This is a genomic window from Clostridium sp. JN-1 (genome assembly GCF_003718715.1).
GTDB lineage: Bacteria > Bacillota > Clostridia > Clostridiales > Clostridiaceae > Clostridium_AV.
Map to the genome: position 1 here is coordinate 2,260,144 of NZ_CP033465.1, position 12,171 is coordinate 2,272,314.

A 12,171-nucleotide genomic window follows, 5' to 3' on the forward strand; every position below is an offset into this window, starting at 1 on the left:
AGAGAACGTACCTAGATTTGTGTAAATCAAATCTAGGTACGTTCTCGATGTTTCCACTATTTCTTACATTAAACTCTTCAAATATTCAAAATTTTCCACTGCAGTAAGGTTTCGCTTGGTAACTGATTTTTTAAACCATTTTAGAGCCTCTTTATAATTTATTGCCGTTCCTAAAGCATTTTCATGCATAGCTCCAATCAAATTTTGAGCTTTTGCATATCCTTGCTCAGCTGATTTTCTAAGCCATTTTGATGCTTCATCATAATATGTTTCTTCTGATATCTACCTTATATTGGCATCTCTTTTGATTTATTGGATACTTATAAACTATATGAAATAAAGTTGTTTTTGAAAATTCAATAACATGGTATATCATGTAACTGATGGTGTATGATATAGTAGTAAAATGTTACAAGCTAAATAAAATTCTATTATAGTAAGGGATGAATATTTAAGAAATTAGTATGGAAAGGAAAATTAAATGATGAGAATTTATCCAAAAGCACCATACCAGAAAATGCAACTTATTTTTATGATACAAAATTTAAATTTGAAGAATATATTGCTGTTGTTCCAATTATTTTATTAGCACTAACTCTTTTATTTATAAAATATAAATTTGTTAAACACAGAATCACATTCTCATATTTCGGATATTTCTTAGGGATAATATTATGCGTTTTTTCTTTAATAATCCATGAATTTTTACATGCTGTTGCTTTTCCTGCAAAATCTAAAGTAGAATTGTTTTATTGTAAGACTGGTCTAGGTGTTATAACAACTTATCCAACTCCAAAACGGCGATACACTTTTGCTGTATTTCTACCATCCTTTATATTAGGAATCATACCTTTTATCATTTGGCTATTTATCCCTTTAACTTATGATACATTAAATACTGTAATATATGTATTTGGTTTGGGCAATCTAGGTGTATCAACTGTTGATTTTGACACTATAGTTCATGCAATTATAGAAGTACTAAAAGGAGCAGTCATTCAAAGTTCTGGAGTAGATAGCTTTTGGTATATTCCAAATTGATAAGTTATAATTTTCATTATATCAATTTCATATATTCATATTTTCCATATAGTTCATATAATCAATTTTAATATGCTATGACATGTTTCTTTGTAATATATTCAATAATTACTTCTTCATCACAAGCAATTCTTAGATTTTCTTTCCTACTTAAATATAAAAATAGCTGTAAATACAAAAAGGGAGACGAACGCATCCGACTCCCTAAAATATAAGTCCGCAAACTTATATCTCAATTCTTAATTATATTATACTCAAACGCACTAAAATATGCAACTTTTTTTCTCAACTTTTTATATAAGTTCTTAATACAGATATTTTCCTAATAGTATCTGGATGGACTATCATTGTATATATATTACTAGGAACATCCTTTTTTAAGTCCTTTAAACTTTTTTCAAATGAACTTATTAAATTTAAAATTTTATATTTGGGCAGCTTGAATTTTTTCAACATATACGCTATTAAAATAACATAATCAGCTAAGGATTTAAAATTTACATAATTTACACCAACTTCATGAGTTAAACACACTTGAATTGGTCTTGTAATAATTGACTTTCTAAACCTTGTATCAAATACAACGTCATTATGTGCTACTGCATTTCTTAAATCTTTAATCACATAAATTATTTGATAAATTAATGTAATATTTGTATCACCAGATAAATCTAACCCTATGTATTGAGATATTTTTTCTCTAGTATCTTGGTTTAAACAAGACACAAACATTCCAAAGTCTCCTAATGTCAATATCTCAAATATAGCCCAAATTGGGACATCACTATAATTAATATTATTATAGAAATGTGTTACTATTTTATTTTCCCTTTCATATGCATGCAATAAAGAAGATCGTATTTTATTTTGCAGTGCCATTTTTTTTCTCTGTATTTTACTTTTTTGTTCCACTGTAGTTCCTGATGGAGCAGTTCCATACCCTGGCATTAATTTACTAAAAACAACGTTAAATTCATGTGAATTAGCCCCCTTGAGTATAACTTCAAGAGTTACGTTCTTTAATGCTGTTTCTATAAACATCAAATGCTGATAAAAAAGTGATTTAATATTACTATCATAATTTATTATAGCTATAACCTGTTTATAATCATTAAATGGTATTCTATTTCCTCTTGAAGAAAAAAATCTGAAGCCTTTATATCCATGATAATATCCATAGTTAACTAATTGTCTTTTTTGGTAGCTCCCTTCTATTTCTATCCCTGAATCTCTAAGATGTCTCATTAATCCATTAGTTGTTAAATATCGTTTTAACATATTTACCCCACACTATCTTCTGCTATTACTCTAATTTTACTATTCTTCTACATAATATTATATTATTTTAACGCTAATAAAAAAAGTGGTATTTCAAAAAAACAGAGATTTAGCATCAAAACTTTTTAAAGGCTCGCTTGAAGTTGTACATTTTGTATCTAAGACCGATCCCTAATAGTATTGTTATTCTGTTTGTCATCTACCACATCAGCAACATTTTTACTTGCATCAAAGGTTGGGGCAACAAAATCTGACTCTTCTTAACCTTTGAATTAATTTTTTCAAAGATAGTTTTTGTATCTGTTTTAGACATTTTTTTATTACTCCTTCCTTCTTTCCTTCAAATGAAATTATTGCAGCAGAACTAAACACTTCTTCTGGGCTGCGATAACCTTTTATAACTTGGTCATATGCATCATTAAGTCCTGACTCATGCCCTAAATATGGATACCAACCAATACATGCAATCGGTACATTATGACAAATTAAAAAGCCCTCTGGAGTTTTAGTCATTTTTGGGCTAATCTAAGAGCCACAAATCTTTTGCTTTTTTATTCATAGTTTCCTCTAAATAAAAAAGCACCTACAAATCGCAAGTACTTCTTAATATAATTCTATTTTTCTGTTATTTCAAAAGCTTCAGGTGGATACAAGTAATCTCCTACAGATAAAACATTATATACTTTATTATTTAGCAGCACTAAAGGGTCGTTTTCACCAGTATACTTAACTTTCATTACTTACGCCGCCTCTTAACTTTTATTTTAATCATACTTTAACACCATAACTAAATTAGAATAGCCATGTTATTTAAATAATTTTTTTATTAAATCAAAAACTCCTATGTTTATTTTTCTGTAAACTTTATTATATGCAGCTTTCTTAGGATTATTAACCCACCCCATACCTTTCTTCCCGTACAATGGGTTTACACTCCTTTTAATTGCTCTTTTAGCTCTTCCTGTTGTTCTTGCCTTTAAACTTCTTTTAACGCTTGGTTTCCTTACACCCATTTTCATAGATAGCATTCACCTCTAATTTAATTTTCTATATTAAAAGAAGATTTCCTGCTAATATCGAATAACAAAAATATCAACGATTTATCAGTTTTACTTCATCATTTTCAACTTCAAAAATCAAAAAATCATTATCCTCTTCAACACATTCTTTCTCATACCTAAATGTTCTATCTTTTAACATTTCAAACCAATTTGTTTCCTTATTAAGTTCAAAAACTGGACATTCTTCATACCTAACATCACCAATATATATAGCTCTAATTTTTGATTCTTTATGAAGTGATTTAGGCGTTCTCAATTTAAACTGACCCGAAAAATTTTCTTCTTCCAATGGCTCAGGTATCAATATTCCATCTTCAAGTGCCACTTCAAGCCAGCTTTTTTTGCATCATTTAAAATATCTATCCCTTTACTAATTGTATCTGCATGTGATAAAAACAAATTAGATGATAAGAAATGTACTTATTTAAGATAAAAATAAAAAAGCACTAAATCTAGTGTTTTCAATGTCTTATGGTACACCTAGTGGGAGTCGAACCCACGACCTCTGGATTTGACTAAAATGCCTTTACCTAATTTTATCCATCTCCGTAGCGGTTGATATATCTAGGATTGCGGTATTGCTTGTACCTTTTATCTCCTTAAAAGTACGCACTTTTTTCTCCCGGTTGTGTTACGGTTGTGTTACAGATTAAATATTAAATTTAGATATTTTATTAAAAATTTCTTACATATTTTAGTAATAATTATATAAACAATATTGATGTATAAAAATACTGATTAGTGCATAAATTTAAATTTTAGCAAGTTAAGTAAGATACAATCTCCCAAGCATAATCCTTTTCTTTCTTTTCCCAAACCAAAGAAATCTCTATATATTTTCTAAAGTTTCTGTCTCTATATTCTGATGGATTATCTTTAATTTTAAAGATATACCCTCTTTTGGTAATATCTATTGTATCATAAGGCAATTCATATTGGGTATGGTTCATATCTTTTGGTAATTCATCTTGAGAATAACCTTCTTCTATAGAATCTGAATCAGGTGCTCCAATTCCAATTGTATAATCACCAATTTCCCCGACAATATTAAGAGTATTTTTACCCCCGCCATCATTAACCATTTCACCATTATCTAGTTCGCATGAAATTATATCACCTACCGAAAAAAGAGTTAAATCTAAGAAAATTTTATAGCACCCTTCCGGATGAACTGTCTTATTTCCATTCAACCAAAATCTATTATATGCACTCTCTTCTATAGAGAAAGAACAAATTTTAGAATTTTTATATACTTTAAATGATCCGGCAGGAGTTTCAAATTTATCTATAATCATAAATCTTCTCCTTATTTTACAAATCTATTAACTTATCATATACTTCATTAATCTCTTTTCTAAATAGTTTTTCTTTCATAAAATCATCTAATCCTGATTCGTGTATATAATACAAACATGCATCAGGAACTACTTCAGTAAATATCTTACTAAAACGGTTATAATATCTTTCTAGTAAATTTCAACACATTGAATAGCATGTTTCTGAAAGTTGATAATATTCTTCTTTGTTTATATTACTTTTCAAATGATCTCTCATATATTGAATAAAAGTATTCTTATAGAATAATACCTTCTCTTGCACCTTTAATCTCCATGGAAATTGGAGATTTGTCTCTTTGATCAAAAGAAGCACTAGGACATATTCTGAAATATCCTTATTCGCATAAAACATTGTCGGATAACATCACTTTTAACGTAGAGTTTCTCTGATTATTATCACCATTATAGGAATCTTTAGCATCTTCCTTTTCAACCTTACGATAAAGTTCTTACTTTTTATACTCCTCTTTTAACTGCTTAAATATATCTTGCCTTAGTTTTATTAATGGCTCTGATGGTATATCCTTTCCCATGAAGCTAAACCATGTACTGAATATATCAAATGGTACACTTAAACCATAAGTTGCTTCATATACTTTATTCCCAAATTCAAAATATTCTTCTGCATATTTCTTGACTTCAGAAGCTTCATCTAAATGAGCTTGATATACCTTGTCAAGCTTAAATACCTCTACAGAAGCTTCAGCTCTTTTGTTATTTTTAGTATCTATTGTTATCTCTGATACTCGTTCACTTGTTTCTAATGGTATTTTAAAGACTAAGCTATCACTTGAATCCTCATATGGATATAAATGTTTTTTATTTTTTTTCCCTTTCATTCTTGAATTACATACACTACAGCTTGGTATTAAATTAAAAATGTTCATTTGTAATATTGGATACTCTACTTTAGGGTAGTAATGATCTGCATCTGCTGTAGTTTTCATGTCATCTGCTTCACTTTCATAAGAAGTTATGTACTGCCTATTACAATACGGACATACTTTAGCCCCTAAACTTGTGATGAATTTATGTCTGCTCCATTGCCTACCATTGCTTAGCTTTGTTCCTGAGTTGAATCCTCCATAATTAAATATTGAGTTTAAATCTTTACGTATAGCTTCAATTGTTCTTTTATGCTTTTTTGAATTGCTAAACTCAAAGCCGTATATCCTAAAAAAAGTATTGTTAAATTTATCTACTATATTTTTTAAATTCGCTGATAAGCAATAGTTTACTAAAGAATCTTTCCTCTTTTCTGGTGTGTCTCCAAATAAACTCATTAAAAACTTACGCTTTTTAATCATTTTTTTTTCCTTAATTTTTGCCTCTAACTTTGGCAAAGATTCTTGTTCAATATATTCTCTATGATTATCATTTATCTGTTTCCTCGTTGTCGCCGATACTTCAATCTTTACCATTTAATATCCCTGCCTTCTTCTACTGCTTTAATATAAATAGGATATGACTTCAGCTTTTCTCTAAGAAATTTATCTCCTATATTATCAATAATATACACCAGCTTTTTCTGATCTACTATACCTAAATCAATGTTCCTTATGTTATCTATTGCCCATTGAATTTGTTTCCTTGCTATTGCTCCTATGCTTCCTTGTTCCATGAAAAATGAATCATAAAACAATGTGCTAATATTTGCTCCAAAAGTAAGCTTATCCTTAGCCGTTGTTTCAAATGGCTTTTGCAAATAAATGATGTTATCCTTCGGTATATCTGATAGAATAATTGGTGAATGTGTAGCTATTACCAATTGAACCTTCTTTTTATTAAATTGCTTAGATTCATTTATCCATGTGGTAATGTGTGTTAATATGTCTTGCTGCCATTTAGGGTGTAGAAAGGCATCTATTTCATCTATTATCAATAATATGCTTCCACTTGTTTTCTTCTTTAGTGCTGAATAAACAGTAGCAAATATGTTTATCATTGCTACTTCACCAGAAGACATATGGGGAGGTATAATATTAAGCATTCTTCCGTATACAGTTTCTTCGTTATTATAGTGCTCAATTATTAATTCAATGAGTTGTGTAAATCCAAAGTTGATTGTCTGAGCAATCTCTATATTTGCAATGGTATTATAATCATTTAAAAAGTTTTTAACCTGTCTATACCACATTGACTCTCGTAGTGGCTGCATATTTCCATCTTTTAACTCAATAAACTCTCTTATCAGATTAAGATCAACACCTTGTACATTTCTTATCTTTCTAATTAACTCTTTCTTAGGTGCATTTTCATCATTATCTGCTATTTGTTCTAATATTTTCTCAAATGCTTCCCTACTACTAAGGCTAATATGATCTTTTTCAAGTACTTCAAAGTTAATATTTTTATTTTTATATCCTGAAGTAAATATATTTAGGAACAACACAATTTCACAGAGTATATTTAAATACATCTGCTGCCAATGATTTTCTTTAAAGTACCTTTTTATGTGATCATAAATACACCTTCTGATAAACATAACTGCCTGATTAAATGGGCTTTGTCCAAAAAAGTTTTCCTGAAACTTAACGTATTCACCAAATTCTGTTATATTCAGCTTAAAATCTTTCATAACAGGTAATAGTTTTACTATTGCACCTAGGAAGTATCTTACTGCTATTAAAAAATTATAGCTTATAGCTGTGGCATATGGTGTTTTAAAATCTGTGGTCATATTTTGGGCATATTGATTAATTGCATCTAACAGTATCGCTCCACCATCAGCCTTACCTGCTCCGTAATGACTTTTCAGTTTTGTAAATGCCCTTTGTAATGAAAGCATTGGTGTATAACAGAGTGACTTATGTATTTTCCCTATACTAAACTCTGATAGTCCTTGGTTATTCATTACATTACTTATCTCAAAAGCATTTGTAAAATATACTGCTGTTATATCATGCTCTTGCTCTGCTTTAATTAATTCTTCTTTTTGTATTGCCTTTAAATTTATGAGTTCTATTTCTATTCCTTCTGGATTATTAATTATTGGTTCATCACGCAAATAGTAGTGTATAATAAGTTTGCTTCGTTCACCTTTCTGATTGCTACCTCTCTCATAAACCAAAATTCTCTTCTTATCATTAGATACATATTTTTTATTTTCATAACACGGTTGTACACCATCACATTTATCATATAAATATCTTGCTATTGTTGTCTTTCCTGCCCCATTTTTCCCTACTATCGCTGTTATATCAAGAATGTTATTTCCATAAAAGTTATCTATATAGCCCTCGTTTTTAGATATATTCAGTCTGTTAAACTCTATATCAAAATCAATATGATAAGAGCTTGAAATATTAAAGGATTGATTCTTAATCATATTCCTATAATTTTCTACCCACAAGAACAGTAACTTCATACGCTTTGCTCCTCTGCTTTATTATTTTCTATTACGTTTTATCACAATAAACTCAAATTCTGATTTGTCGTTATTTCAATTATCCATACAAATTACTATTATCAATATGTTATACAAATAATTTTTTCTTATTTCGCCATTATTATTGGACTTTTTATCCTTTTTATAATGATTCATACTTAAAAATATATAAAATACTCCTAAAAGTCCAAAAGTAATTCCTATAAGATATTTTTTATCAATCAGATTCATTATAGCTACAAATAAGAAACAAATGCTTGAAAATAGCCATAATTTCCATGATTCTATATTCAAAATTGTGTCCTCCTTTAAAGCTTAACTATTAGTACTATATCATAGTTTGTTTGTTAAATAATCATACTATAATTAATATTATCTTGAAATTAATAAATCATTGCTACACATTTAATTGTGATCCTTAATTATTTGTTGGTACTTATTATATTATATTTTTCAAACTGATTCATTGAAACTAATCAAGATAATCTGTAGCACTGGTCAAGCTTTAAACTCTTCGCACACTCAGACAAAAAGCTTGACCAGTGCCTTTAATTTTAATGGGATACTCCGCCCCAAACCAAGGAAGTAATACTCCTCCGTCTTATAGTCTTATACTAGGCTCGGATTTCCTCGCAATGAAACTTTGTACAAGCACTTTCTTTTTCACTTACTTCATCAATAATCATTAAAAATAAGATATTTCATAAATGCATATATAGTACTTAGTTCTACAGCGTTCAAAACAAAGGCTAGTCCAAAGACAAATTATATAAAGCACCTAGCTGATATTATATTTTCAATTTCTAGAATATTACCCTTATCATCAACCCAATTATCTTTCTCTTTAGAAAATGAAAATACATACAATACTGATTCGGCCAATACATTAGTTACAATAGCTAATCTGTAACTGTCTTTATACAAATTCATATTCTTATATTCATTTGAAGTTAGCTCAACTGATACATCACCGCTTGATGTTCCTTTAACTTCTACTTTTAATAATGTTCTTTTTTGCTTTACTTCTAAATCCCATCCAACATTATCTTTTTCAACAGATTTAACATCATAACCTAAATCACTATAATAATCAGTAACTTTCTTAACAGCTTCAGTTTCCACTTTCTTTTTTAAATCAATGTCTGTGCATCTTTTTAATAAGGTTTTTCTTTCAAGTTTTTTCTTCTTGTAATTATCAATAAATTTTGTAACTCTATTGCGAAAATCCTTCATGTTATCAGCATCTGCATACCATACATTAGAATGTCCCATGCCTCCTTTTCCCCTCGGTATTGGTTCGAAAATCGTAATACGTTCATCTCGGTTCAATAAAACTGCATCTTCTGCATTAGCTTCTGCATAATAACCCAAATACTCATCAAGATATTTTCGTTCTTTCATTGTAGTTTCCTGGTAATCTCTATATACTGTTGCATTTTTATACCAACCTACAATAAAAGTACCTCCGTTCTTGTGTGTTGCTGTAAAAATAAGTAATACACCTGATATTTTTTCTGCATCTTTACTTACACCTAATCTTTCAAGATTATTTCTTCCATTTGGCTGTACATAGCCATATACCTTACCATTAATTTTTTTAAAATTATAGATTTCATGACCATAACCATATTTTTCAACATAAGAACCGCCGCCATAAATTTCTGTATTTTCATTTATTCCTTCATAAAAGTCCATCCACGCCGTATTAAAAAACAATATTGGCTGCATAGTATTCCCCTCCTTCATTCAACACCGTAATTTTCATAATTCTAATCTATCAAATTTTCTTCTTTATTCTTTCTAAATTAATTTTTTATTTATAAACATAATCAACTGTATCCAATATACATTATTTATCTAATTATACCACGTAAACCCATATTATTACTTATAGTTACAAAACAAGTATTACTATTTTGTAAAAATATACTAGGTTTACATATGGTGGACTTACCTTGTAATGCCGTCCATATAAGTAATCTCATCATATAATCATATCTCTACAAGGTGTTAAAAGCATGTTCATTCTTTCACCTGTATACTACAAATGCTTAGAAATACTAGATAGAAACCTGTCCTTTTTGGGGTGGCAGTCAAAGTGCCCGAATATATATTTGACTAAAAGGCCCTTGCCTAATTTTATCCATCTCCGCAGCGGTTGATATACCTAGGATTACGGTATTGCTTGTACCTTTTATCTCCTTAAAAGTACGCACTTTTTTCTGCCGGTTGTGTTACAGATCAAATATTAAATTTAGCTATTTTATTAAAGATTTCTTACATATTTTAGTGATAACTATATAAACAATATTGATGTATAAAAATACTGATTAATGTATAATTTATCGTTTTTCAATATCTACATTTAATATATTTACTATAGGTATTTTTTAAAACCTTTGACCACATCATTATTGTATCCAATAGATTCATAAAACTTATGTGCATCTTTTCTTTTAAAAGCTGATACTAGCATTGTAAAATAACAATCTTCCTTCCTAGCAAAATCCTCAATAAATCTCATTAATGTTTTTCCAATCCCCATTCTCCTGCAATTATTTTTTACTATTACATTTTCGACAACCATAAATGGCTTACATTCTCCTCCAAGATCTTGACAAGTAATACCTAACAATGAGCCAACTAAATTCTTATCATTATCTTTTGCCCCAATTAACATATAGTTTTTATTTGAATTAATCCATGCAAACTTATCTTTAAATTTTCGAAAGTTTGTTTTTTTCCCTAAAAGTTGTTCATATAAACTTGATAAATCACTTAGATCATCATATGTTATCCTGCTTATAGTAATCAAATCTACTTCACATCCTTTTTTAATTCTAGCTTTATAGTATATTATAATTTAGGACTCTATATTTTTTATTGCTTTTATTGCTATAAACATTACAAAAAATGCTTTCAAATAAAATATTATAATATCTTATTTGAAAGCTTATATATTTTTAAAAAAGTAAATGCCTAATTCATTTTTTATAATCTTAGTAGTATTCAGTTGATACCTTTATATTATCTATTGAAACATAATCATTTTTAATGAAATCAACTTTCTTTAAAATATCAATAGATTCTTGTAATACCTTTCTCTTAGATGCACTTAAATCATCTATACTTAAAAGATTCTCTTCAGCTATAGTTAAATCCTCAATAAATAAGTTGTCCTCAATCATTGACCACTTAATACGGCATCATCAAAATACTCACATGTATACTCATATTATGAAAATATAAAATATATTTGACAGCTTAGTTTTATTCACTATAGACTTCATAAATATCTATTATATCATCTAAAAAGCCAAATATTCTTTTATCCTTATCACTTAATTCATATTCTTCTGCTGCATTATCAGATGCGGCAATTTTTTGATTGCCTTTTGATTCTTCATAGTTGTAATTTATTAACTCTTCAAGTTTTATATTAAGAATTATAATAATTTTATCAACTTGTTTCTTGAGAATTTTATTATTATCTATTTCACCTTTAATTAGCTTATCAATAGTTAAGATTGAAACACCGGTTAATTTTGAAATTGATGATTTAGTATATCCATTATCCTTAATAAATTGAAGCAGATTAGAGCCTATTTTATATCTATTATCATAAATATAACAATTCAATTGCTTTTCATTATACTTTTTTGTTAATTTCATACTGTCACCTCACATAGTTATATTATAAAATATATCATATAATAGAATATATCCCTATAGAAATGTTTAATTAAGTTACCTGATTATAAGTAATGTTATATTTCAAATTAATTAGTTATGTAAATCTGAAGCACTGGTCAAGCTTTAACTCTTCGCACACTCAGACAAAAAGCTTGACCAGTGCCTTTAATTTTAATGGGATGCTCCGCCCCAAACCCAGGAAGTAATACTCCTCCGTCTTATAATAGGCTCGGATTTCCTCGCGAGGAAGCTTTGGACAAGCGCTTTCTTTTTCACTTGCCTACTTCATCAATAATCATTAAAAATAAGATATTTCATAAATGCAAATATAGTACTTACCTCTACAGTGTTCAAAACAAAGGCTAGTCCAAAG

14 protein-coding genes are annotated in these 12,171 nt (G+C 28.7%); 1 reads left to right on the plus strand and 13 read right to left on the minus strand.

The genetic code is table 11. From position 1 onward, the window contains the following. The first annotated feature begins 690 nt into the window (after window positions 1–690). Window positions 691–1,041: a DUF3267 domain-containing protein gene (locus EBB51_RS13895; protein WP_279221836.1), complete on the plus strand. Its 351-nt coding sequence runs from the start codon at window positions 691–693 to the stop codon at window positions 1,039–1,041. A gap of 285 nt (window positions 1,042–1,326) precedes the next feature. Here the strand turns inward: EBB51_RS13895 and EBB51_RS10750 are convergent, their stop codons facing one another. The 13 genes from EBB51_RS10750 to EBB51_RS10805 form a co-directional block, all read right to left on the minus strand. Further along, window positions 1,327–2,319: an Abi family protein gene (locus EBB51_RS10750; protein WP_123054467.1), complete on the minus strand. Its 993-nt coding sequence runs from the start codon at window positions 2,317–2,319 to the stop codon at window positions 1,327–1,329. Window positions 2,320–2,547: 228 nt separating this feature from the next. Continuing rightward, the gene (locus EBB51_RS10755; RefSeq protein ID WP_123054468.1) at window positions 2,548–2,832 is read right to left on the minus strand and encodes a DUF2213 domain-containing protein; all 285 of its coding nucleotides are present in this window, start codon (window positions 2,830–2,832) and stop codon (window positions 2,548–2,550) included. 101 nt (window positions 2,833–2,933) lie between these two features. Next, the gene (locus EBB51_RS13985) at window positions 2,934–3,056 is read right to left on the minus strand and encodes a hypothetical protein (protein WP_279221793.1); all 123 of its coding nucleotides are present in this window, start codon (window positions 3,054–3,056) and stop codon (window positions 2,934–2,936) included. Window positions 3,057–3,125: 69 nt separating this feature from the next. Beyond that, entirely contained in the window at window positions 3,126–3,338 is a 213-nt protein-coding gene (locus EBB51_RS10760) for a hypothetical protein (protein WP_123054469.1), read from the minus strand. A gap of 73 nt (window positions 3,339–3,411) precedes the next feature. Then, a complete protein-coding gene (locus EBB51_RS14030) occupies window positions 3,412–3,705 on the minus strand; it encodes a toxin-antitoxin system HicB family antitoxin (protein ID WP_123054470.1) in 294 nt (97 codons plus the stop codon). A gap of 433 nt (window positions 3,706–4,138) precedes the next feature. Continuing rightward, window positions 4,139–4,675, minus strand: a complete 537-nt coding sequence (locus EBB51_RS10770) for a hypothetical protein (protein WP_123054471.1) — start codon at window positions 4,673–4,675, stop codon at window positions 4,139–4,141. 491 nt (window positions 4,676–5,166) lie between these two features. Further along, the gene (locus EBB51_RS10775; RefSeq protein ID WP_123054472.1) at window positions 5,167–6,138 is read right to left on the minus strand and encodes a hypothetical protein; all 972 of its coding nucleotides are present in this window, start codon (window positions 6,136–6,138) and stop codon (window positions 5,167–5,169) included. After that, on the minus strand, window positions 6,132–8,084 hold the full coding sequence (locus EBB51_RS10780; RefSeq protein ID WP_123054473.1) for an AAA family ATPase: 1,953 nt from the start codon (window positions 8,082–8,084) through the stop codon (window positions 6,132–6,134). Before EBB51_RS10780 ends, EBB51_RS10775 begins: the two co-directional genes overlap by 7 nt. Window positions 8,085–8,159: 75 nt before the next feature. Further along, window positions 8,160–8,399 carry a hypothetical protein gene (locus EBB51_RS10785; protein WP_123054474.1) on the minus strand — a complete coding sequence of 80 codons (240 nt, stop codon included), beginning with the start codon at window positions 8,397–8,399 and terminating at the stop codon, window positions 8,160–8,162. A 471-nt stretch (window positions 8,400–8,870) separates the two neighbouring features. Then, window positions 8,871–9,833, minus strand: coding sequence for a DUF3883 domain-containing protein (locus tag EBB51_RS10790; protein ID WP_190285273.1), 963 nt, complete (start codon window positions 9,831–9,833; stop codon window positions 8,871–8,873). Between the two features lie 649 nt (window positions 9,834–10,482). Continuing rightward, the gene (locus tag EBB51_RS10795; RefSeq protein ID WP_243103843.1) at window positions 10,483–10,920 is read right to left on the minus strand and encodes a GNAT family N-acetyltransferase; all 438 of its coding nucleotides are present in this window, start codon (window positions 10,918–10,920) and stop codon (window positions 10,483–10,485) included. Between the two features lie 184 nt (window positions 10,921–11,104). Continuing rightward, on the minus strand, window positions 11,105–11,293 hold the full coding sequence (locus EBB51_RS10800) for a hypothetical protein (protein ID WP_123054477.1): 189 nt from the start codon (window positions 11,291–11,293) through the stop codon (window positions 11,105–11,107). An 82-nt stretch (window positions 11,294–11,375) separates the two neighbouring features. Further along, the gene (locus EBB51_RS10805) at window positions 11,376–11,777 is read right to left on the minus strand and encodes a helix-turn-helix domain-containing protein (RefSeq protein WP_123054478.1); all 402 of its coding nucleotides are present in this window, start codon (window positions 11,775–11,777) and stop codon (window positions 11,376–11,378) included. Between the last annotated feature and the right edge of the window lie 394 nt (window positions 11,778–12,171).

Excerpts from the sequence above, each read along its gene's own strand:
- EBB51_RS10750 (WP_123054467.1), bottom strand. The coding sequence starts at position 2,319 with ATGTTAAAACGATATTTAACAACTAATGGATTAATGAGACATCTTAGA.
- EBB51_RS10755 (WP_123054468.1), bottom strand. The coding sequence starts at position 2,832 with ATGACTAAAACTCCAGAGGGCTTTTTAATTTGTCATAATGTACCGATT.
- EBB51_RS13985 (WP_279221793.1), bottom strand. The coding sequence starts at position 3,056 with ATGAAAGTTAAGTATACTGGTGAAAACGACCCTTTAGTGCTGCTAAAT.
- EBB51_RS10760 (WP_123054469.1), bottom strand. The coding sequence starts at position 3,338 with ATGAAAATGGGTGTAAGGAAACCAAGCGTTAAAAGAAGTTTAAAGGCA.
- EBB51_RS10770 (WP_123054471.1), bottom strand. The coding sequence starts at position 4,675 with ATGATTATAGATAAATTTGAAACTCCTGCCGGATCATTTAAAGTATAT.
- EBB51_RS10775 (WP_123054472.1), bottom strand. The coding sequence starts at position 6,138 with ATGGTAAAGATTGAAGTATCGGCGACAACGAGGAAACAGATAAATGAT.
- EBB51_RS10780 (WP_123054473.1), bottom strand. The coding sequence starts at position 8,084 with ATGAAGTTACTGTTCTTGTGGGTAGAAAATTATAGGAATATGATTAAG.
- EBB51_RS10790 (WP_190285273.1), bottom strand. The coding sequence starts at position 9,833 with ATGCAGCCAATATTGTTTTTTAATACGGCGTGGATGGACTTTTATGAA.
- EBB51_RS10800 (WP_123054477.1), bottom strand. The coding sequence starts at position 11,293 with ATGATTGAGGACAACTTATTTATTGAGGATTTAACTATAGCTGAAGAG.
- EBB51_RS10805 (WP_123054478.1), bottom strand. The coding sequence starts at position 11,777 with ATGAAATTAACAAAAAAGTATAATGAAAAGCAATTGAATTGTTATATT.